The sequence below is a fragment of the Paraburkholderia rhynchosiae genome (genome assembly GCF_002879865.1).
Classification (GTDB): domain Bacteria; phylum Pseudomonadota; class Gammaproteobacteria; order Burkholderiales; family Burkholderiaceae; genus Paraburkholderia; species Paraburkholderia rhynchosiae.
In genome coordinates, this window is record NZ_PNXY01000013.1 from 180,016 (window position 1) to 200,673 (window position 20,658).

Here is a 20,658-nt window from a genome sequence, read left to right on the forward strand (position 1 = left end):
CAGCACAACGTCCAACAACAAGCAGGAGACACCTCATGTTCAAACCTCTACGTCACACCGGCGCGGCGACGCTCTGCATTGCGTTGCTCGCGATCAGTTGCGCCACCTCCGCCGCGGGCCTGAAAAACGGCCTGAAGATCGCATTCCTGCCGAAGCAGATCAACAACCCATACGAAGTGATCGCCGACGACGGCGGCATGGCAGCAATCAAGGAATTCGGCGGCGTGGGCAAAGTCGTGGGGCCGTCGGATGCGGGCGCGTCGTCGCAGGTGCAGTACATCAACACGCTCATCACGCAGCGTCAGGATGCAATCGTGATTGCCGCCAACGACGCCAATGCGGTCGTGCCGTATCTGAAGAAAGCGATGTCGCAAGGCATCAAGGTCGTCACGTTCGATTCGGACACGGCGCCTGAAGGCCGGCAATTGTTCGTCAATCAGGCGAACGCGGAAGGCATCGGCCGTGGCCAGATCCAACTCGTGTCGAAGCTGATGGGCGGTGAGGGCGAGTTCGCGGTGCTGTCGGCCACGCCTAACGCGACCAATCAGAACACGTGGATCAAGTGGATGCAGGAAGAACTGAAGAAGCCGGAGTACTCGAAGATCAAGCTCGTGAAGATCGCTTACGGTAACGACGACGATCAGAAGTCGTTCGTCGAAACGCAGGGTTTGCTGCAAGCGTATCCGAACCTGAAGGCGATTGTCGCGCCGACCACGGTCGGCATTGCGGCGGCGGCACGTTATATCTCCTCGTCGTCGAGCAAGGGCAAGGTGGCAGTGACTGGCTTGGGCACGCCGAATCAGATGCGCGCGTTTGTGAAGAACGGCACCGTGAAGGCGTTCCAGTTGTGGGACCCGAACCAGTTGGGCTACCTCGCCGGATACGCGGCGGCAGCGCTCGCGTCAGGCACGATCAACGGCAAGGAAGGCGAGTCGTTCGATGCCGGCAAGCTCGGCAAGCGCACGATCGGGCCGCAAGGCGAGATCATTCTCGGACCGCCGACCACGTTCGATGCGAGCAATATCGACAACTTTAATTTTTGAGGGAAGGGTGCCGCGCATTTACGCGTGGCGTTAACGGCAAAGAGCGAGGCGCGCCGGGCAATGAACTGCTCGTGCGCCTCGCGCTGTTTTTCACGCACGAGTGAATTCAGGCGTGAATCCGCGTTTAAAACCGATGCTGAATCCCTGCAGTGACACCCGTCTGCGTATCCGCCGCGCCGGTCAGATCGCGCGAGAGACTCACTGCGTTGCCGTGCTTCGCCATTGCATATCCACCCGCCAGATAGAGCACGGTGCGCTTGGACAACGCATACTGGCCGCGCAGTGAGAACAGCGTCGGGTCGGCGTCGCTACCATCCTTGATGTCCTGATGGTAGACCGCGCCGAACAGCGAGATGAACGGCGTCACATCGTATTGACCGCCGATCCAGTACATGTCGCTGCGCAGCGTGGGCGTGGCCGTGTGGAACGTGCGCCGGTAGTTCCGGTAGCCGGCCATTGCCTTCACCGCGCCGAAGTCGTAGCTCAACCCCGCATGAATGCCCTGGATGTAGTTGGTGGTATCCGCGGGCGTCACGCTGTCGTTCGCGCCGTTCTGCCGGTCGAAGGTCGCGACCACGGCGAATGGACCGTTCTCATAGCCGAGGCCGAAGTCGTACTTCGAGCTTGATTTCATGCTGCCCGGCACGTTGCCGAAGCCATACATCGCGCCGAATTTGAAGCCGGCGAATGTGCCGTCGTAACGCACCGCGTTGGAAGAACGCGAGAACAGCCCATCTTTACGGCCGCCTGTCGCCGTCGACGACGTCGCCCACGAATAGTTCGGCGCGTAACCCATCGGGTCGAACTGCAGCATGTAGTCGTAGGTGGTCGTGAAGTTGCGGCCGAGCGTGATCTGCCCGAAGCGGTTCTTCAGGCCGATGGTCGCGCGCCGGTCGAAGATCGCGCCGGTGCTATCGTCGAACTGGCCGTTTGCGATGTTGATGCCGCTCTCCAACTGGAACACCGCTTTCAGCCCGCCGCCGAGATCTTCGACGCCGCGCAGACCCCAGCGCGACGTGTTCTTGCCGCCGGACACGAGACGCGTCGCGCCGCCGTCCGCGCTTGCATGATTCACGTATTCGATGCCCGCGTCGACGATGCCATACAACGTCACGCTCGATTGCGCATGCGCGCCTGCTGCAAAACTTGCGAGTCCGGCGCACGTCACGCCGAGGGTTGCTTTCCTGATGCTCAACTTCATCAACAGTCTCCTGTAGCGGCTTTTTTTACTTCGGTTGGTGATTTCGTACTGCGATGCCAGGCCCGGCGCTTCAACTCGCCTGAGCGAACGCCCAGCAGTCGTTGGCGGGGAATTCGATCCAGTGACGGCCGGCCGCGCGCGGCACATTGCCGAATGCACGCAGACGCAGGTCGCCGCAATGGAACAGATACTCCCAGCGGTCGCCGAGATACATCGACGTGATCAGCTCGGCTTCAAGACGGTTTGCGCCCGGACCGTCGGCGACCTGGACGCGCTCCAGCCGGATCACGGCCTGGGCCTCCTGGCCGGCGGTCAGTGCTTCGCGCGCTTGTGCCTGCAATTGCCAGCCGTCGCCGGTCAAGGTCACGCGCTCGCCGTCGACCGCGGCCACGCGTGCGTCGATGCGGTTATTGCTGCCCATGAACTCGGCGGTATAGAGCGAGCGCGGCGCGCCATACAGTTCCGCGGGCGTGCCTTCCTGTTCGATGCGGCCGTTGCGCAGCAGGAGGATGCGATCGGACATCGCCATCGCTTCGGTCTGGTCATGCGTCACGCAGAGCGCGGAGAGACCCAGGGAGACGATCAATTCGCGCAGCCACGCACGCGCTTCCTCGCGCAGCTTGGCGTCGAGATTCGACAGCGGTTCGTCGAGCAGAATCACCGGCGGGTTGTAGACGAGCGCGCGTGCAATCGCCACACGTTGCTGCTGGCCACCCGACAGTTGATACGGATAGCGCGCCGCCAGGTGACCCAGGCCGAGCTGATCAAGCGCGCTCTGTACACGCTTTTTCTGTTCCGCCGCCGAGACGCGCCGCAGCTTCAATCCATAGCCGACGTTATCCGCCACCGTGCGGTGCGGCCACAGCGCATACGACTGGAACACGAGCCCGAGCGAGCGCTGCTCGACGGGCAGATCGACATGGGTGGCGCCGTCGAAGAAAGTCTTGCCGTCGAGCTCGATACGTCCCGACGACGGCTGCTCGAGACCGGCGACCGCCCGCAACAGCGTGGTCTTGCCGCTGCCTGACGCGCCGAGCAGGCACACCACTTCGCCGGGATTCAGTTTAAACGACACACCCTTGAGAATCGGATTGTCGCCATAGCTGAGAAAGAGGTTGTCGACCGAGAGCTTATCCATGAAGTTTCACTCCGAAGCGCAGAGCCACGCCGAGTCCGGCGCCGACCATCGCGATGTTGATGACAGAAAGCGCCGCGACCTGATCGACTGCGCCGGTCGCCCACAGCGACACCAGCAGCGCGCCGATTACTTCAGTGCCGGGCGAGAGCAGATAGACGGCGGTCGAGTATTCACGCTCGAAGATCATGAAGATCAGCAGCCACGCCGCGAGCAAACCGAAGCGCACGAGCGGCAGCGTCACGTCGAGACTGACCCGCGCACGCGTGGCGCCGACGCTGCGTCCCGCTTCCTCGAGTTCGGGGCCGACTTGCAGCAGCGCGCTTTGAATCAGGCGCATGCCATACGCGAGCCACACGACCGTGTACGCAATCCAGATGCTCCACATGGAGTTCTTCAGCTCTTTCAGTCCGGGCACGAACAGAAAGATCCACAGGAACGCGAGGCCGGCGAGCAGACCCGGCACCGCGCGCGGCAGCAGCACGAGGTAATCGAGCAGACGCGTTGCCCAGTCGTTGCGGCGATGGCCCGCGAACGCCACCAGCGAATAGAAGCCCACCGCGACCGCACCGCCGATCACGCCGATCCCGAGCGTGTTGAGCATCGCGCGAACGAGGTTGTCCTGTTCGAACAGTTCGGTGAAGTTGGCGAGCGTCAGCACCTCGGCGAGATGCACACCTTCGCCCCAATTCGTGACGAACGCGCGCAGCGTGATGCCGGAGAGCGGCACGAACACGGTCAGCATCAGCCACAACGCGACGATCGCGAGCGCGACCCAGCGCCATGCGCCGAGCGGCAGCACGGTCTGACGACCCGCCTTGCCCTTTACCGTGACGAAACGGTTCGCGCTCTTGAGTAGCCTGCGTTGCAACAGCACGAGCGGAAACGTGATTGCAACGATGCACACGGCGACCGCGGCCATCAGGTGATACGACGGCACGCCGAGCTTGTTGGTGAGCTTGTACAGATACGTGGCCAGCACGAGGTGCCCTTCGGGGTCGCCCAACACGAGCGGCAGGCCGAACACTTCAAAGCCCAGGAAGAACACCAGCACGCCTGCGAAGAGCAGCGCGGGCAGCGTCATCGGCAGGCTCACGTCGAGCGCGACGCGAAACGGCCGCGCGCCCGCGACGCGTGCGGCTTCCTCGACATCGGAGCCGAGATTGCGCAGCGCCGCCGACGAATACAGGTACACATGTGGCACATGCGTCAAGCCGACGATTACCGTGATGGCGAGAATCGAGTACACGGTCCACGGCGCTTCGGCAGTGCCGAAGAGTTCTTTCCACCAGACCGAATAGAAGCCGACCGGGCCGGCCGCGACGACGTAGCCGAACGCGAGCACCATCGGCGAAACGAATACGGGTGTGAGCAGCAACGGTTCGAGCCAGCGGCGGCCGGGCAGGTCGGTGCGCACCATCAGGAAGGCAAGAATGCCGCCGAGCGGAATCGAAATGAACAGCATGCCGCCCGCGATCACGAATGAATTTTTCAACGCGGACCAGAAGTCCGGGTCGCTGAAAATGAATTCGAAACCGGCGAGGCCGAGCGTGCGTTTTGCGTCGAAGAACGGCGCGTTCAGCACGCTCTGAAACAGGATGAAGCCGAGCGGCAGTGCCACCGCGACGGTCAGCACCGCGACGACGAGCCAGCGCAGCAGCCCCGCCAACGGTTGCAGACCGCCGCGCGGCAGTGCGCCGATGGGGCCGCCGTCTGCCGCGAGCGGTGCGGCGTCGCGAGGCCCGGTTGCGCTAGTGGAAAGCATGAGTGTCCCCCTGCGGCAGATAAGCCGCATATCGACAGGTGGTGGTCAACGGAAGGTCAGGCGTTCGCGCGTGGCGGCGCGAACGCCCAGGTCAGATGCGCGCGCCTAGCGCTTGATCGACTGTTGCCATTGCTTGAGGAATTCCAGGCGTTTGGACTGGTCGAGATAGACCAGTAGGCCCGCGCCGATCGGAATGGGCTTGAGCGAGTCGCCGAGCTGTTTTGTGAGTCCGGCCATCGACGTTTCGCCTTCCACGTCCGAGCGGATCGAGAACAGGCTCGCCTGATTCGCGAGCAGGGTCTGGCCGCGTTGCGACAGCAGATAATCGACCCACAGCTTTGCGGCGTTCGGGCTTTGCGCCTTCTTCGAAATGGTCACGAGGCGGCTCACTACGAGCGTGTAGTCCTTCGGATAGACGTAGCCGATCGACGGGTCTTTTTTCGCCTTGGTGAGCGCGTACGAGCCGAGAATGTTGTAGCCGATCAGGTTCTCGCCCGACGAAATGCGCTCCATCATCGCGCCGGTGCTCGATTGCAGTTTCGGGCCGGTGGCGCCCATTGCCTTCACCAGATCCCACGTGACCTGCGGGTTCACGCGCGCATCTTGCGTCAGATAGTTAAAGCCGACGCCGGATTTTTCGATGTCGTAAGTCGTGACCTTGTCTTTGAACTGATCGGGCTTGCCTTGCAGCAGCTTGATCAGATCGGCGCGCGTTTGCGGCACTTCGCCGGCGGCCAGAAGACGCTTGTTGTAGACGATCGCGAGCGGTTCGTAGGTCGTGCCGTACGCCTGCTTCTGATACTGCGCCCATTGCGGCAACTGCTTGGCTTCCGGCGATTCGTAAGAGGCCATCAGGCCGTCGTTGACGAGTTTCACCTGCAGGTCCATGGCCGAGCTCCACAGCACGTCGGCGCTCGTGCTGCTGGCCGCGTTTTCGCTGATGTAGCGGTTGTACAGCTCGGTGCTGTTCATGTCGTTGTACTCGACCTTGATGCCGTACAGGCTTTCAAAATCCTTGATGAGCGGACGCACGAGAGCCGTGTCTGTGACCGAGTAGACGATCAGTTTGCCTTCCTTTTTTGCCCCGTCCACGGTGGCTTGATAGTCGCTCGGATAGCCCGCGGGAAACGCTGCCCATGCGGAGTTTGCGGCGAGCGCGACAGCGGCGGCGAGAACCTTCAGAGAGATTTGCACGTCTTCCTCCAGAAATCATCATGTTGGTTTTGTGAAGGCGAATAGTAAGAGACGCGCGCTTTCTGAATGCTTTCAATTTGCGAGGGAAATGCGTCACAATGGACGAATTCGCCTCATGGATTTCCCTGGGATTCTGTTCATGCGTGTGCTGCTCGTCGAAGACAATCCGATTCTTTCCCGCTCGCTGACCGACGCGCTGACTAGCGCCAAACTCACGGTCGACTGCATGCACGACGGCGAATCCGCTGATCATGTACTGCGTACGCAGGACTACGCACTGGTGATTCTCGACATCGGTTTGCCGAAGCTCGACGGGCTCGAAGTACTGCGCCGTTTGCGCGCGCGCCGCAACGCGGTGCCGGTGCTGATACTCACGGCGCACGGCTCGGTGGAGGAGCGCGTGCGCGGCCTCGATCTAGGCGCCGACGACTATCTCGCCAAACCCTTCGCGCTCACCGAACTCGAAGCGCGAGCGCGGGCATTGCTGCGTCGCGGTCATGGCCAGGAGCCGTCGGGCGCGCAATGCGGCACGCTGCTTTACGACAGCGTCGATCGCGGCTTCACGCTCGGCGGCGAACCGCTCGCGCTGACGCCGCGCGAGCGTTCAGTGCTCGAGGTGCTGATCCTGCGAAATGGCCGCGCGATCAACAAGGAGACACTGTCGGAGAAAATCTTCGGGCTCGACGAATCCGTAAATGCGGACGCTATCGAAATCTACGTGCATCGTTTGCGCAAGAAGCTCGAACGCAGTTCGGTCGGCATCGTCACCTTGCGCGGGCTCGGTTATCTGCTTGAAGCAAAAACGGCATGACGCGGCCGAACCTGCGCGTACGGGTCGCGCTGTGGTTGTTGCTGCCGCTGCTGCTGCTGCTTGCGCTCGATGCCTGGCTCACCTATCAACGCGCGATGAACGCGGCGCACGTGGCGTTCGATCGCACGCTCGAATTCTCGTTGCGGTCGATCCGCGACGGTGTGCGTCTGCGTGATGGCCGCATCGAAGTCGACTTGCCTTATCTCGCGCTGGAGATGTTCGAATCGAACGGCGGAGGCAACATCTATTATCAGATTCGCGAGGAACATGGTCGCGTGGTGACGGGCTATCCTGATCTCCCCGAAGCGAAGAAGGTCCCGTCCGAACCGTACAGCGTGCAGTTTTACGACGATGTATTTCGCGGCCGTCCGCTGCGCGTCGCAATGCTGAGACTGCCCGTGCACGACGTGCCGAGCGCGCAGACCCGCGTGGTGCTGGTGAGAGTCGGCGAGACGATCGAGCAGCGCCAGGCGTTGGCGCGCGAGATCCTGACGGGGTCGCTGCAACAGGAAGGTCTGCTAGTGGTGCTGGCGCTCGGCATTGTGTGGCTCGGCGTCGCGCGCGGCTTGCGGCCGCTGAACCGGCTCTCCGCGAAAGTCGCCGCGCGCGCCGAGGACGATCCCACGGCGCTCGATACCGTGGGCTTGCCGAGCGAGGTTGCGCCGCTGGTCGATTCGATCAACCAGTACATTGGCCGCACGCAGAAGATGCAGCTATCGCGGCGGCGTTTTTTCAACGACGCCGCGCATCAGTTGAAAACGCCGCTTGCGGTGATTCAGGCAGAGTCCGAACTGGCGCTGCGCGATATCGATGGCGTCGAGGAGAACGGCGCAGGCCAGCGGCGGCAAGGCGTTCATCTGCGACGACTAAATCGCGCCGTGCAGCAGGCCGTGCGGATCGTGCAGCAGTTGTTGTCGCTGTCGCGGCTCGATGCGGACAGCGGCTACACGGTTAGGCAGGCCGCCGTGCCGCTGCATAAAGTGGCGCGCAGCGTGACACTCGACTGGTCGCCGGTGGCGCGCTCGCGCGGCATCGATCTCGGCTTCGAGCAGGCAGCGCGTATCGATGTGACCGGGCAATCCGATCTGCTCGCGGAACTGGTGGGCAATCTGATCGACAACGCGATCCGCTATTCCGGCGATGGCGCGGTCATCACCGTGCGGGTCGCATGCGAAGACGGGCAGCCGCTGCTTCAGGTTATCGACAACGGACCGGGCATTGCCGCCGCCGAACGCGAGGCGGTTTTCGAGCGCTTTTATCGCAGCGAGGCGACGCAAGCGGTGGAGGGCAGCGGCTTGGGTTTGTCGATCGTGCGGGAAATCGCGCGCGTTCATGGCGCGCAGATTGCGTTGAGCGATGCGAGCGGCGGTGGGCTCGTGGTTAGTCTGGTGTTTGCGGCGCAAAGTGCGGCATGACGTGGCAGCGCCGCTTATCTGCGGATCGGAAAACTCCGCCCATAAGCAGCGGCAGGCGTGCCGCTATCCCACACTTTGCCGTCCATAAACGTCCGCGCGTTTTCTTCCGCGGGCACTGCCACCTTCACATGCGCGGCGGCCTCGCGATAAAGCTGCGTCTGATTGATCCGGGCCGCGATCTCCGCGTAATCGCCGCGCGCGTCGATCATGCCCCAGCGCTCGAACTGCGTGAGAAACCACACGCCCTCGAACGGCTGCGGATAGTTCACGTCGCCATTGTCGAAGAAACGCACCGGCAAACCGCGCGGCACCGAAGCGGGAATCGCGTCGCCGAAGCGCGCGGCGATCAATGCTTCGTCAATGCCTATGTAGTCCGGCCGCGCGAGCCAGCGTGCGATCTCGTTGCGATGTCCGGGGTCGTCGAGCCAGCGGCACGCTTCGAGCATCGTTTGCACCAGAGCACGCGCGCTGTTCGGATTCGCGCTGACAAAATCCCGCCGGCACGCCAGCACTTTCTCTGGGTGATCGGGCCACACTTCGCTCGTATAAGCGACCGTTCTGCCGACGCCTTGGGCTTCGGCCATCGCGTTCCACGGCTCGCCGACGCATAGGCCGTCGAGTTTGTCTTCGGCCAGCGCCGCGACCATTTGCGGTGGCGGAATCACCACGCTTTCGATATCGCGCAACGGATGCACGCCCTGCGCGGCGAGCCAGTAATACAGCCACATCGCGTGCGTGCCGGTGGGGAAGGTCTGCGCGAAGACCGGCTTGCGGCCGAGCGTCGCGAGCGCCTTCGGCAAGCTGCCATGTTCGGCGAGCGCATCCGCGAGACGGTTCGACAGCGTGAAGGCCTGGCCGTTGCGGTTGAGCACCATCAGCACGGCCATGTCCGTTTGCGGACCGCCCAAGCCAAGTTGCACACCGTAGACGAGGCCGTAGAGCGTATGCGCCGCGTCAAGATCGCCCGACAGCAGCTTGTCGCGCACGGCGGCCCATGATGGCTGGCGGGACAGTTCGAGCGTGAGGCCATGCGCGTGGCCGAATTCGAGCAGCTTCGCGGCGACGAGCGGCGCGGCGTCTGCAAGCGCCACGAAGCCGAGCCGCAGATGCGTTTTCTCAAGCGGCCCTGACGGGGACGAAGCGGGCGACGAAGCGAGGTGACTAACTGAGTTCATGGGCGTGCTTCACTTGAGCGATTCAGCCGACGCGACTACCGCGCGCGCGACCTCGGCGAGCTTGACGCCCTGATTCATCGCGCGTTTGCGCAGCGTGGCGTAGGCGGCGTGCTCGGTGATTTTCTGCTGATCCATCAGCAGGCGTTTGGCGCGGTCGATCAGCTTGCGCTCGGCGAGTTCGTTCTCGACTTGCGCGAGGCGTTCGCGCAGTTGCGATTCCTGCGCGAAACGGGCGAGCGCGACTTCGAGAATCGGCGCGAGCCGTTCGGTTTCGAGACCTTCGACGAGATAGGCAGTGACGCCCGCGCCGACGGCGTCGCGGATCAACTGCTGGTTGGCGTCGTGGCTGAACATCAGCACCGGGCGCGGCGCAGTCGCGTTCATCACCGCCAGCTGTTCGAGCGTGTCGCGCGACGGCGAATCGGTATCGATGATGATCACGTCGGGCCGCTCGCTCTGAACCACGCTGTGCAGCGCTTGGGGCGTGGCGGTGCTGGCCAGCATTTCATAGCCGAGCCGGGCGAGCGCGTCACGAAGATCGCCTATGGGCTTATCGGTATCGGTGACGAGGAGAACACGCAGCATGGAGTAGTGGCAATCGACGGCTGAACATCATTTAAGCGATTTTCATGCCAACGTCCGCAGAGCTTGGGTCGCCAACCGAATCACGCACTTACGGCGAGCTTTCTCCACTAGATGCGCACCGCGAAAGGGCATGCAACGCCGATGCACCGAAGCAGCGCATGGTCGGACAAGCAAAAAGCCGGGGGACTACATCCGGAGTGCGGGCGAGAATGCAACAGACATCGCAACGAGCGTTGCGACGGGACTTCTTCGATAAAGCGCCGCCGCTGCGCGCCGCTCAGATTCGAATCGAGCCGAACCGGAGAAGGCGCGCGAAAGGCTTCGCGAACAACGTTGCTGCAACAGGCACGCTATCGGCCGTCAGGCCGTGCAAGACCGCGGGGTCCGGCGTGCCGTTCGCCTTAACGGCGACGGAACTGCGAATTGCTGCGGGCTGCGCCGCCACCGCCTGCGCGCTCGTCTTTGTGACGGAAGTTGATCCGGCCTTTGGTCAGGTCGTAGACCGACAGTTCCAGCGTCACGCGGTCGCCCGCGAGAATACGAATGTGGTTCTTGCGCATGCGTCCGGACGCGTAAGCGCCAACCACGACGCCGTTGTCGAGCGTCACACGGTAACGGCTGTCCGGAAGTACTTCGTCGACGATACCGTCAAGTTCAAGCAGTTCTTCTTTCGCCATGCATAACTCCTGGTCGATGGGATAAGGGGTGCGCGACGCTTCGCGGGCGGCGCTGCATCAGATACGGTTGCCGGCGGACTTCGAGCCCGCTGGGTGCGGCATCGGCATATACGCCGATAGTACCGCTCAAAGGTCGGCGACTGACTGGCCGTCCACGTGGCCGTCGATCAGTTGCTCGGCGTGAGCCATGCACGCGATGCGCGCCTTGCCCGTGCCGTCGAACGGAAACAGATACTGCAGGCGGAACACGCGGCCCTCGGCCGCCGGATTCGCGCCCACGCGGCAGATGCGCACCGAGGCGTCGTAGCCTGCGTCCGGATTGCGGCTCGTCTGACCGTCTGTGGGACGGCGCGGATAGACGAGCGGGTGAATCTCATAACCCTTGTACGTCTTGACTGCTGAATTCATAAGCATATGTGTGTCCTGTATTACGTGGCCGGTGTGTCACGCGTGTTACGCGCGGCACGACAGACCGGCGGCGCAGCACCTTGAGGCGCGCCGCCATGGAAAAAGGTTGGCACAGGCCCGGTGGAAAGGGCTTGAGCGCGCCGCGCAAAGTCGCGGATTCGATGGAGAAGAAACACGCTGATGTCGCGCGGACACCGTGCGCGTAAAAGCTGAATCACTCAGCTGCACAACTCGCGACGGCTAATGCAGGGGCGACGCATTGCCGGAGTGACGGGATCGCCGACAGGCGGCGGTCGAACAGCCGGGAGTGTTGCGGAGATGCCGGTATGAGACTGCCAGTGCTGCGAACGCGGAATACGACTATTCCAATATGATGCACTAAATAGTGCTAACTGGATAGCAAAAAGTTCCGCGCACCGGCAAGCCGCCCACCCGGCGGGGCTTGGAGCGCAGCGGGAATGGGCGCAAAAGCGCCGTTAACCCTGCGTCTCGGCGACGCGTTTCTGCAATTCTCGCGAGGCCGCGAGCGGAATGCGCGCATCATCCCACGCGGTGAGCCATTCGACTTCCTTCGACGTGAAGATTTGCCCGTGATTGCGCAACGCGTATTGGAGCGAATCAATGATGTGGTTGCGGATGATTTCCGGCGTTCTCTTGTCGTCGAGCACGGCGTGAAATGCTTCGAGCGTTGCCATCTGCGGCTCCGTGGAATAGATCGCCTGTTATCGCACGAAAAAATATTGCTCGCCAGGCGGACAAAAATCGCCGCGGTCGCCGTGGCCCGACCGGGTGGCTACAATGGCGAGTTGCCGCGCGGGCCGCGCCTCAATGCGCCGCCAATTCCTCGCACAATGCGCCTCGAACACTTTGATTTCCAATGCGCCAGACAACCGTGTCTCCTGTGAAAGACCTGCTGCTGGAGCGCTACGCTCCCATCGCCGACGGCATCGCGGCGCTCTTCTATCCGTGTGCGGAAGTGGTGATTCACGACCTGCGCGACCAGACCATCGCCTACCTCGTGAACAATCTGTCGAAGCTCGAAGTGGGCGGCCCATCGGTGCTCGACGAGGTGCACTATGCGGCGCGCGGCCGGACCATCGGCCCGTATGAAAAGCTCAATTGGGACGGCCGGCGCATGCGTTGCGTGAGCAACATCCTGTTCGACGACAACGGCAAGCCGGCCGGCATGCTGTGCGTCAACTTCAATATCGCGGTGTTCGAAGACGTGCGCTCAACGCTCGATCTGTTCATCAAGGGCGGCAATCTGACCGAGGCGCCCGCCGAAGATCTCTTCCGCGACGACTGGCAGGACCGCATCAACACGTATCTGCACACGTGGCTGCGCGAGCGGCAGATCGGCATCAATGCGCTCACGCGCGAGCACAAGCGCGAGATCGTCGAGGCGCTGCACGCACAGGGCGCGTTTCGTGGCCGCAGTTCGGCGAACTATGTCGCCGCCGTGCTGACGATGGGACGCGCGACCGTCTACAAAATTCTGAAGCAGATGAAAGAGGGCGGGTGAGGGCTCACGCTTTCCACTTCGCGCTTCACATTTCCCAGGCAAGGAGAATTCGATGGTGCGAAACGCACGTTATCGGCATTACAAAGGTGGAATTTACGAACTCATATGCGAGGCCACGCTGGAGTCCGATCCGACTGTGACGATGATCGTCTACAAGGCCAGCAACGGCACGATCTGGACGCGTCCGGCTGCGGTCTTTTTCGAGCCGGTCGAGCATGACGGCGTCAAAGTGGCGCGTTTTACGCTGATCGACTGAGCCTGCGCGCAACTTGTGAAGCGCGCATCGAGCATGCACGCAGCGTCGTTCAGCGTGACGGTGGCAATTCCACCGCGTTTGGCGCTTCGATCACCACGTCCGTTTCGGCAATCGCCACGCACGGCAAGATGTAGCCTTCCTGCTTTTCTTCGCGGCTGAGACCCGGCCATTCAATCGTATAGCGCACGCTTCCCGCCGTCATTTTGCACAGACACGTGCGACAGGTGCCGTTGCGGCAGGAGCGCGGCAGGCGCAGATTCGCAAAGCCGGCGGCTTCGAGAATCGTGAGCGAATCGGGCGCTTCGAAGATATGACCAAGCGGCTCGACGCGAATCAGAGGCGGGCGGATTGAATCGGACATCGTACGCGGATGTGTGACTGGAAGTGTCACACTTTACACGCGGCGGGCAGCTCGGGATGGCAATGCACGGCCGCCAACACGGCGGGGCCAACGCGCAGCGGTCACCACTGCACGAGCCCCGCGCAATTTCGAAATCGCAGCACAAGCGCGTCAATGCGTCGTGCCACCGCGTCGCAGATAACGGTACACCGTGTTGCGCGCGAGCCCCAATTCGCGCGCCGCAGCCGACACGTTGCCGTCCAGTCGCGCGAGCGTCTGCGCGATCAATGTGGCCTGCCAGTCTTCCATGCGTGACGGCGTGGACGCTTGCACGGTGGCATCACTGCCTTTTGCGTCATCGCCGGCCGCGAGCAGTGACTGCGCGTTGTCATTCGCCGCGCTATCGGCGCAATCCTGCAAGAAGTCTTCGGGCAGATCGTCAAGCTCGATCCGGTCCGTTCCCTCGGCCATGATGCTTGCGGTGCGCAGCACGTTGGCCAGTTGCCGCAAATTGCCCGGCCAGCGGCATTGCATGAAGCGCTCCAGCACGGCGGCTGAAACGCGGCGCGGCAAGCCTTCGCCCTCGCGCTGGAGTTCGAGCATGCGCTCGACCAGCGCGGCGAGATCCGTACGCTCGCGCAGCGCCGGCAACGTCACCACGAGTCCATTGATCCGGTAATACAGGTCTTCGCGGAAGGTGCCGTCTTCGATCATCGCGCGCAGATTGCGGTGCGTCGCGCACACGATCCGCAGGTCGACCGGAATCGCGCGTGTACCGCCGAGCGGCACGACCGTGCGTTCCTGTAGCACGCGCATCAAACGCACTTGCTGCGCGAGCGGCATATCGCCGATTTCATCGAGAAACAAGGTGCCGCCGTCGGCCTGCACGATCTTGCCGACGCTGCCGCGTTTCTTCGCGCCGGTGAACGCGCCGTCTTCGTAGCCAAACAACTCGGCTTCGATCAACGTGTCGGGCAACGACGCGCAATTCAACGCGACGAACGGCGCCGCGCGCCGCGGCGAATCGTGATGGATCGCGCGCGCGAGCCACTCCTTGCCGGTGCCCGTCTTTCCGAGAATGAGAATCGGAATGTCGCGGCCACGCACTTTGGCGACGCGCCGCAGAATCGCGGACACTTGCGCGTCGCCGGTATCGAGGGTTTCGAGTGTGGCGAGCGGTGCCGGCTCGACGATACGTGGCCCGTGACGCACAGCGTTTGACGCGGCGGTGCCCGACGTCCCTACGAAACCCTCTGCCGACCCTACGTAACGCTGCGCCGCAAATTCGCCGCGCGCGACGACTCGTACACCGCTCGGCAGCGTGAGCATCAAGCTCTCGCCAGGCGTGCGCGCGATCTGCTGCAACAATTTGGGGAATGCGACGCCCAGCAGCGCCTCGAACGGCTGTCCTTGCAACGCGGCGAGCGGCTGCCCGAACTGGAACAGCGCACTGCGGTTCGCCGATAGAAACGTGCCGTCCGCGGCAAACGCGGCAAGCCCTTCGAAAAGGGTACCGATGAACTCGGCGCGCGCGTGAAAATGCACGCGAACGGCGTCGGCGAATTGATTGGAGAACAGATGATTTTCGATCATCTGCGCCGACATTCTGACGAGCGCTAGCGTGTGCTTGTGGAAACCGCGCGTATCGCCGCTGACGTCGAGCGCGCCGATCGTGCGGCCGAACGGATCGGCAATCGGCGCACATGAGCAGGTGAGAATGCGATTGGCGCGCAGAAAGTGTTCGTCGGCATGCACGACGGTCGGCTGTCCGTCGACCAATGCGGTGCCAATCGCATTCGTACCGCGATCCGCCTCGGCCCACGAAACGCCCGGACACAACGCCACGCGGTTCGCCTTTTCGACGAAATCGCTGTCGCCGAGACTGTGCAGAATCAGGCCGCGATTGTCGGTAAGCAGCACCATGCTTTGCGTATCGACGATCTGCGCATGCAGCGTTTCCATGACCGGCAGCGCGTGCGTAAAAAGCGACTGATTGCGATCGACCAACTCTCGCAACGCGGGCCGGCGCAGCGGATGAAAGTCCGGCGTCTCGGACGCGCGCAGCCCGAGTTCGAGCGAACGGGCGTGAGCTTGCGCGATGACATCGGGCCGACCGATGCGGGACGGCGTGGCAGGGCGATGGGTCAAGGCATGTCTCCGGTGATCGTACGGCGGGTACATTGCCCGCCATTCGATGCCGCAGCGCAGCATGTGCGCGTCGCGGCCGAACACCCGATATTACAGGACCCCAAGCCCCGCGCGCGGCAGGGAAAACACCGCGACGGGGCGACGCATGGTGCCCAATCGCCGCGCGCCCCGCACCGCAATCAGGTGAACCAAAAGGAAAACTTGCGCCGCGCGCCAACTCGTCTAAAGTGAATCAAATCATCCTCGCGAGGCGCGAATTGCGTCGCCGCCGCGATCGGATGACCAGCCCGCGTCGCCAGCATTGGACAAGGAGGAGGGAGCTGCAGGCGCGACAGACGCAACCGGCGTGCGCATTACCCGTGCGAATCATGCGCAGTGCCCAACCTTCCAGGTGACTCCCATGCAGATCCTTTTCCCGAACGAAACTCCTGAATATTCAGGTCGCGAACTCACCTTGGCGTTCCCGGCGATGGTCGATGGGCAGAGGGTGGAATGCATGATCACCGCGGAGGCGCTGGAAGATCACTTCGGCGCCGCGTCGCCGCGCCTGGAAGACATGGTCGGCGCATTCGACACGCACCGCGCGCGCATCGAAGCGGCCACGCGGCGCTTGCTGTCGGAAACGAGCGCGCAGTGTGTGGTGCTGCGAAGCGGCTACGTGCGGTTCTACGAAGCGAACTGGCGTGCCTGAGGGCAGTCGCATCTGACCGGAAGAAGCGACCGGCAGCGCGGCTCGCGAAAACGGCAGGAACCGCAGCGAAACGATGGAGCATGACGCACCGCTCCAGTGAGAGCCTTGTGCGCTGCGCAGTCAACACGGCGCGCATGAGCGCCGAGCCTGTTTTGGAATCTACTCGCTGCCGAGATAGAAATAGCGGAACAGAAAAATCGCGGCGATGATCCACACCACCAGCTTGACCTGACGCGCGCGACCGGTGAGCAGTTTCAGTCCCGCATACGAAATGAAACCGAATGCGACGCCATTGGCGATCGAGTAGGTGAAGGGCATCAGCAGTGCCGTCAGAGCGGCCGGCACGACTTCCGTTGCGTCGTCCCACGGCAGGTCGAGCATTTCGCGCAGCATCAGGCATGACACATAGAGCAGAGCCGGCGCCGTCGCGTAACCCGGCACGACGCTCGCGAGCGGCGCAAAGAAGAGCGCCGCAAGGAACAGCACCGCGACGGTGATCGCGGTCACGCCAGTGCGGCCTCCCGCCTGCACGCCCGACGCGCTCTCGATATACGCGGTCGTCGACGATGTGCCGAGCATCGAGCCGGCCAGAATGGCGGTGCTGTCGGCGAGCAGCGCGCGATTGAGTCGGTGCATCTTGCCTTCGACCAGCAGTCCCGCGCGATTGGCCACGCCCATCAGCGTGCCCGTTGCATCGAACAGTTCGACGAGGAAGAACACCAGGATCACGTTCAGCACGCCGGTGGACAGCGCGCCGCGAATGTCGAGCTGAAAGAGCGTCGGCGAGATGGACGGCGGCGCTGAGACGATGCCGTGAAACTCATTGCCGCCGAAGAAAAAGCTCAGCACGGTCACGCCGACAATGCCGATCAGAATCGCGCCGCGCACGCGCAGATAGTCGAGCGTGACGATAGCGAAGAAGCCGATTACCGCGAGCACCACGTGCGGATTGTGCAGATCGCCGAGCGTGACCAGGGTAGCCGGATTGCCCACGACCACGCCGGCCGTCTTCAGGGAAATGATCGCGAGGAAAAGGCCGATGCCGCCGGTAATGGCAATGCGTATCGAGTGTGGAATACCGGTGACGATCACTTCCCGCACACGAAACAGCGTGACGATCAAAAACAGGCACCCCGAAATGAACACGGCGCCGAGCGCCGCCTGCCACGTAAAGCCCATGCCCTTGACCACGGTGTACGCGAAGTACGCGTTCAGACCCATGCCGGGCGCGAGCGCGATTGGGTAGTTCGCATAGAGGCCCATGATCAGCGAAGCCAGCGCGGCCACGATGCAGGTCGCGACGAACACGGCGTCTTTCGGCATCCCCGCGTCGCCCAGAATTGCCGGGTTCACGAAGATGATGTAAGCCATCGTCAGGAAAGTGGTGAGGCCGGCCAGCACTTCCGTGCGCAGATCGGTGCCGGCGGCGTCGAGGCCGAAGTAGCGTTTTATCGAGTCCATATGGCGGGTCTCTCGTCGTAGGGGCGAGATGATACCTTGCCAGCGCGCGCGGCGCAGCCGCAAGCGAATTTACGATGTCGCGGGGAAACAGGCGGAACGGAGGGAGAAACAGGGGTGGCGCGCCGGGTTCCAATCCCCCGGGACAGGTGCGGTCGCGGGCAGGCCGGCGTGCCGTTTCATCCGCTGAGTCAAAGCGAGTCGACGTGGATTGCAGGACCGCTGACTCATCGACTCACGGAACCGTCGGCTTGGTAAAGCGATCCAGCACAGCGCTCAGCAGATCGATCGGCAGCGGAAACACGATGGTCGAGTTTTTGTCGGCGGCAATCGTCGTCAGCGTTTGCAGGTAGCGCAATTGCATTGCCTGAGGTTGAAGCGAGAGCGTCTGCGCCGCTTGCAGCAACTGCTGCGAAGCCTGCAATTCGCCTTCCGCGTGAATCACCTTGGCGCGCCGTTCGCGCTCGGCTTCGGCCTGGCGGGCAATCGCGCGGATCATCGTTTCGTTGATGTCCACGTGCTTGATTTCGACGATCGCGACCTTGATGCCCCACGCATCCGTCTGCGCGTCGAGCACTTTCTGGATGTCGGCGTTCAGTTGTTCGCGCTCGGCGAGCAGCTCATCCAGTTCATGTTTGCCGAGCACTGCGCGCAATGTGGTCTGCGATAGCTGGCTGGTCGCCTCGAAATAGCGCGCCACCTGGATCACCGCTTTTTCCGGATCGACCACGCGGAAATAGACCACCGCGTTGACCTTCACGGAGACGTTATCGCGCGTGATCACATCTTGCGGCGGCACGTCGAACACGACGGTGCGCAAATCCATACGTACTGCCTGTTGCACGACCGGAATGATGAGGACGAGCCCCGGCCCCTTAACCTTCCAGAACCGCCCCAGCATGAACACGACGCCGCGCTCGTACTCGCGAAAGATCCGTATCGACGAAGCAATCAGCGCGATCGCCATGAGAATCAGAATGCTGCTGAAGCCGAATGTGAATCCGATCATGTGTTTTCTCCTGTCGACCAGAGTTGACGCTTTAGCGTCTTACTCTGGTCCCATGCAAAGCGGTCGACCAGAGTTGACGCTTTAGCGTCTTACTCTGGTCCCATGCAAAGCGGTTGCTTGTTGTATCGCTTCGACAGCAGGAGCGGCCACTGGCTCGACGGTGAGCGTCAGCCCCTGCCGTGCAGTAACCCGAACCGCCTCGCCCGCCGCGACCGGGACCGCGCTCGACACCCGCCAGCGCTCGCCGTTGACCCGCGCCCAGCCAGCCGCCGCGGTGTTTGCCGCTGCGGCGTCGGCAAGCAAACCGTCTTCGAGCACCACGCCGACGCTGCCGATCAGCCCTTCCGAGCCGGTCACCACGGGCCGGCGCCGCGCGCGCAACGCGAGCCGGGACACGCCCAGCACGAATAGCACGCTGAATACGACGACGGCAGCGATCATCGGCAGCGGAATGCCGTAGCCGGGCACATCGGTGTCGATCAGCATCAACGCGCCGATCACGAACGCGACGATGCCGCCGAAGCCGAGCGAACCGAACGTCGGCAGAAACGCCTCGCCGATCAGGAACGCGATGCCGAGAAAGATCAGGCCGAGGCCGACGTAGTTGATCGGCAGCATCTGCATGGCGAAAAGCCCGATCAGCAGACTGATCGCGCCGACCACGCCGGGCAGCACGAAGCCCGGATTCGCGAATTCGAAGAACAGGCCGTACATGCCGAGCATCAGCAGCATCAGCGCAACGTTGGGATCGGTGATTACCGCGAGAAAATGGCTGCGCCAGTCGGCTTCGAGCGTGACGACGGGCGCTTGCGCTGTCGCGAGCCTGACGTTGCCCGCGCTCGTCGTGACTGTGCGGCCGTCGAGCTGGCGCAGCAGATCGGGCACGTCGCGCGCATTCAGATCGACGACATGCTGCGCGAGCGCGTCGGTCGCCGTGAGGCTCACGGCCTCGCGCACCGCGCGTTCGGCCCAGTCTGCGTTGCGCCCGCGCATCTGTGCGAGACCGCGGATGTAGGCGGCGGCGTCATGCACCTGCTTGCGCAGTTCGGTCGATTGAGTGTCGAGCGGCAATGCGCTTGCCGCGCCGCTGGAAGCGCCACTTGCCGCGCCACCCGAAGCACCGGTGGCGCCACCCGCAGCGGCTGTTGACGCCGGAGCCGGCGCTTGCGGCGCGCGATCCCCTGTGCCGGGCAAGCGGGGCGTGCCGCCGCCTCCTGGCGGCTCGGCGCCGCCGATGCCCATCTGGATCGGCGTGGCCGCGCCGAGATTCGTGCCGGGCGCCATCGCCGCAATGTGGCTGGCGTAGACGATGTAGGTGCCCGCGCTCGCCGCCCGCGCGCCGCTCGGCGCGATGAACGTGGCGACCGGAACGGGCGAGCCGAGAATTGCCTTGATGATCTGCCGCATCGACGTATCGAGCCCGCCGGGCGTATCGAGTTGCAGCACCGCGAGTTGAGCGTGATCGTCAGCGGCGCGCTGCAGGCTGCGCACGATAAAGTCGGCGCTCGCCGGACCAATTGCGCCGCTCACTGGAATCACCACGACACTGTTAGGTACGCGCGCCGTGGCGGCATACGCGCCTTGGGCTCCAAACGGCGCAAAGCGTTCGCACGACGCGAATGCAAATGCAAATGCAAATGCCAAAAGCATACCGAGCGCGGTCATGCCGCGCATGAATCGGCGCATGAGTCGGCGCACGACATCGCCGCGAGTAGGCGGCCTGCGTGCGCCACACTGCCGGAACGGGAGACGCGGATGCATGCTCATCGCTAATGGCCACCGCGCGCTGTCGACGGTTATCGACCGGCGCGGACCGACACTCCAG

Annotated in this window: 20 protein-coding genes; 6 read left to right on the forward strand and 14 right to left on the reverse strand. The window is 63.1% G+C overall.

The genetic code is table 11. The features are described from left to right. Nucleotides 1-35 precede the first annotated feature (35 nt). Nucleotides 36-1,043 (forward strand): rhamnose ABC transporter substrate-binding protein, encoded by a 1,008-nt coding sequence (rhaS, locus tag C0Z16_RS19685; RefSeq protein WP_102633783.1) that lies wholly within the window; start codon nt 36-38, stop codon nt 1,041-1,043. 124 nt (nt 1,044-1,167) lie between these two features. Here the strand turns inward: rhaS and C0Z16_RS19690 are convergent, their stop codons facing one another. From C0Z16_RS19690 to C0Z16_RS19705, 4 genes are all read right to left on the reverse strand, one after another. Continuing rightward, nucleotides 1,168-2,244, reverse strand: a complete 1,077-nt coding sequence (locus C0Z16_RS19690; protein ID WP_102633784.1) for a porin — start codon at nt 2,242-2,244, stop codon at nt 1,168-1,170. A gap of 70 nt (nt 2,245-2,314) precedes the next feature. Next, entirely contained in the window at nt 2,315-3,382 is a 1,068-nt protein-coding gene (locus C0Z16_RS19695) for an ABC transporter ATP-binding protein (RefSeq protein ID WP_102633785.1), read from the reverse strand. Further along, on the reverse strand, nt 3,375-5,144 hold the full coding sequence (locus C0Z16_RS19700) for an ABC transporter permease (RefSeq protein WP_102633786.1): 1,770 nt from the start codon (nt 5,142-5,144) through the stop codon (nt 3,375-3,377). The genes C0Z16_RS19695 and C0Z16_RS19700 overlap by 8 nt, the downstream gene beginning before the upstream one ends. Before the next feature lie 105 nt (nt 5,145-5,249). Next, a complete protein-coding gene (locus C0Z16_RS19705) occupies nt 5,250-6,338 on the reverse strand; it encodes an ABC transporter substrate-binding protein (RefSeq protein ID WP_102633787.1) in 1,089 nt (362 codons plus the stop codon). Nucleotides 6,339-6,453: 115 nt separating this feature from the next. On the opposite strand from C0Z16_RS19705, the gene C0Z16_RS19710 reads away from it, so the two are divergent. Beyond that, nucleotides 6,454-7,149, forward strand: a complete 696-nt coding sequence (locus C0Z16_RS19710; protein WP_407070680.1) for a response regulator — start codon at nt 6,454-6,456, stop codon at nt 7,147-7,149. Continuing rightward, the gene (locus C0Z16_RS19715; protein ID WP_102633788.1) at nt 7,146-8,564 is read left to right on the forward strand and encodes a sensor histidine kinase; all 1,419 of its coding nucleotides are present in this window, start codon (nt 7,146-7,148) and stop codon (nt 8,562-8,564) included. The genes C0Z16_RS19710 and C0Z16_RS19715 overlap by 4 nt, the downstream gene beginning before the upstream one ends. 14 nt (nt 8,565-8,578) lie before the next feature. Here the strand turns inward: C0Z16_RS19715 and C0Z16_RS19720 are convergent, their stop codons facing one another. From C0Z16_RS19720 to C0Z16_RS19740, 5 genes are all read right to left on the reverse strand, one after another. Next, on the reverse strand, nt 8,579-9,739 hold the full coding sequence (locus C0Z16_RS19720) for a CmpA/NrtA family ABC transporter substrate-binding protein (protein ID WP_102633789.1): 1,161 nt from the start codon (nt 9,737-9,739) through the stop codon (nt 8,579-8,581). A gap of 9 nt (nt 9,740-9,748) precedes the next feature. Next, nucleotides 9,749-10,324, reverse strand: a complete 576-nt coding sequence (locus C0Z16_RS19725; protein WP_102633790.1) for an ANTAR domain-containing response regulator — start codon at nt 10,322-10,324, stop codon at nt 9,749-9,751. Between the two features lie 401 nt (nt 10,325-10,725). Then, nucleotides 10,726-11,001 (reverse strand): translation initiation factor IF-1, encoded by a 276-nt coding sequence (infA, locus tag C0Z16_RS19730; RefSeq protein WP_013343004.1) that lies wholly within the window; start codon nt 10,999-11,001, stop codon nt 10,726-10,728. A gap of 126 nt (nt 11,002-11,127) precedes the next feature. Continuing rightward, on the reverse strand, nt 11,128-11,409 hold the full coding sequence (locus C0Z16_RS19735) for a hypothetical protein (RefSeq protein WP_102633830.1): 282 nt from the start codon (nt 11,407-11,409) through the stop codon (nt 11,128-11,130). A 476-nt stretch (nt 11,410-11,885) separates the two neighbouring features. Beyond that, nucleotides 11,886-12,104 carry a hypothetical protein gene (locus C0Z16_RS19740; RefSeq protein WP_102633791.1) on the reverse strand — a complete coding sequence of 73 codons (219 nt, stop codon included), beginning with the start codon at nt 12,102-12,104 and terminating at the stop codon, nt 11,886-11,888. 182 nt (nt 12,105-12,286) lie between these two features. Between C0Z16_RS19740 and C0Z16_RS19745 the strand changes: the two genes are divergently transcribed. Both C0Z16_RS19745 and C0Z16_RS19750 read left to right on the forward strand, forming a co-directional pair. Continuing rightward, on the forward strand, nt 12,287-12,931 hold the full coding sequence (locus C0Z16_RS19745) for a helix-turn-helix transcriptional regulator (protein WP_102633792.1): 645 nt from the start codon (nt 12,287-12,289) through the stop codon (nt 12,929-12,931). 52 nt (nt 12,932-12,983) lie between these two features. Then, nucleotides 12,984-13,187 carry a DUF1653 domain-containing protein gene (locus tag C0Z16_RS19750; protein WP_102633793.1) on the forward strand — a complete coding sequence of 68 codons (204 nt, stop codon included), beginning with the start codon at nt 12,984-12,986 and terminating at the stop codon, nt 13,185-13,187. A 49-nt stretch (nt 13,188-13,236) separates the two neighbouring features. On the opposite strand, the gene C0Z16_RS19755 is transcribed toward C0Z16_RS19750, so the two are convergent. Beyond that, nucleotides 13,237-13,548: a 2Fe-2S iron-sulfur cluster-binding protein gene (locus tag C0Z16_RS19755; RefSeq protein WP_102633794.1), complete on the reverse strand. Its 312-nt coding sequence runs from the start codon at nt 13,546-13,548 to the stop codon at nt 13,237-13,239. A gap of 150 nt (nt 13,549-13,698) precedes the next feature. Beyond that, nucleotides 13,699-15,675 (reverse strand): sigma-54-dependent Fis family transcriptional regulator, encoded by a 1,977-nt coding sequence (locus tag C0Z16_RS19760; RefSeq protein ID WP_102633831.1) that lies wholly within the window; start codon nt 15,673-15,675, stop codon nt 13,699-13,701. 400 nt (nt 15,676-16,075) lie between these two features. Between C0Z16_RS19760 and C0Z16_RS19765 the strand changes: the two genes are divergently transcribed. Further along, a complete protein-coding gene (locus tag C0Z16_RS19765; protein WP_102633795.1) occupies nt 16,076-16,366 on the forward strand; it encodes a DUF1488 family protein in 291 nt (96 codons plus the stop codon). Nucleotides 16,367-16,525: 159 nt separating this feature from the next. On the opposite strand, the gene C0Z16_RS19770 is transcribed toward C0Z16_RS19765, so the two are convergent. The 3 genes from C0Z16_RS19770 to C0Z16_RS19780 form a co-directional block, all read right to left on the reverse strand. Continuing rightward, nucleotides 16,526-17,827, reverse strand: coding sequence for an NCS2 family permease (locus tag C0Z16_RS19770; protein ID WP_102633796.1), 1,302 nt, complete (start codon nt 17,825-17,827; stop codon nt 16,526-16,528). A gap of 232 nt (nt 17,828-18,059) precedes the next feature. Next, nucleotides 18,060-18,833, reverse strand: a complete 774-nt coding sequence (locus C0Z16_RS19775) for a slipin family protein (protein ID WP_102633797.1) — start codon at nt 18,831-18,833, stop codon at nt 18,060-18,062. Nucleotides 18,834-18,914: 81 nt separating this feature from the next. Next, on the reverse strand, nt 18,915-20,600 hold the full coding sequence (locus C0Z16_RS19780) for an NfeD family protein (RefSeq protein ID WP_102633798.1): 1,686 nt from the start codon (nt 20,598-20,600) through the stop codon (nt 18,915-18,917). Nucleotides 20,601-20,658: the final 58 nt, after the last annotated feature.

Coding starts and splice junctions, on each gene's coding strand:
- rhaS (WP_102633783.1), top strand. CDS start 36: ATGTTCAAACCTCTACGTCACACCGGCGCGGCGACGCTCTGCATTGCG.
- C0Z16_RS19690 (WP_102633784.1), bottom strand. CDS start 2,244: ATGAAGTTGAGCATCAGGAAAGCAACCCTCGGCGTGACGTGCGCCGGA.
- C0Z16_RS19695 (WP_102633785.1), bottom strand. CDS start 3,382: ATGGATAAGCTCTCGGTCGACAACCTCTTTCTCAGCTATGGCGACAAT.
- C0Z16_RS19700 (WP_102633786.1), bottom strand. CDS start 5,144: ATGCTTTCCACTAGCGCAACCGGGCCTCGCGACGCCGCACCGCTCGCG.
- C0Z16_RS19710 (WP_407070680.1), top strand. CDS start 6,454: ATGGATTTCCCTGGGATTCTGTTCATGCGTGTGCTGCTCGTCGAAGAC.
- C0Z16_RS19715 (WP_102633788.1), top strand. CDS start 7,146: ATGACGCGGCCGAACCTGCGCGTACGGGTCGCGCTGTGGTTGTTGCTG.
- C0Z16_RS19720 (WP_102633789.1), bottom strand. CDS start 9,739: ATGAACTCAGTTAGTCACCTCGCTTCGTCGCCCGCTTCGTCCCCGTCA.
- C0Z16_RS19725 (WP_102633790.1), bottom strand. CDS start 10,324: ATGCTGCGTGTTCTCCTCGTCACCGATACCGATAAGCCCATAGGCGAT.
- infA (WP_013343004.1), bottom strand. CDS start 11,001: ATGGCGAAAGAAGAACTGCTTGAACTTGACGGTATCGTCGACGAAGTA.
- C0Z16_RS19735 (WP_102633830.1), bottom strand. CDS start 11,409: ATGAATTCAGCAGTCAAGACGTACAAGGGTTATGAGATTCACCCGCTC.
- C0Z16_RS19740 (WP_102633791.1), bottom strand. CDS start 12,104: ATGGCAACGCTCGAAGCATTTCACGCCGTGCTCGACGACAAGAGAACG.
- C0Z16_RS19745 (WP_102633792.1), top strand. CDS start 12,287: ATGCGCCAGACAACCGTGTCTCCTGTGAAAGACCTGCTGCTGGAGCGC.
- C0Z16_RS19750 (WP_102633793.1), top strand. CDS start 12,984: ATGGTGCGAAACGCACGTTATCGGCATTACAAAGGTGGAATTTACGAA.
- C0Z16_RS19755 (WP_102633794.1), bottom strand. CDS start 13,548: ATGTCCGATTCAATCCGCCCGCCTCTGATTCGCGTCGAGCCGCTTGGT.
- C0Z16_RS19765 (WP_102633795.1), top strand. CDS start 16,076: ATGCAGATCCTTTTCCCGAACGAAACTCCTGAATATTCAGGTCGCGAA.
- C0Z16_RS19770 (WP_102633796.1), bottom strand. CDS start 17,827: ATGGACTCGATAAAACGCTACTTCGGCCTCGACGCCGCCGGCACCGAT.
- C0Z16_RS19775 (WP_102633797.1), bottom strand. CDS start 18,833: ATGATCGGATTCACATTCGGCTTCAGCAGCATTCTGATTCTCATGGCG.
- C0Z16_RS19780 (WP_102633798.1), bottom strand. CDS start 20,600: ATGAGCATGCATCCGCGTCTCCCGTTCCGGCAGTGTGGCGCACGCAGG.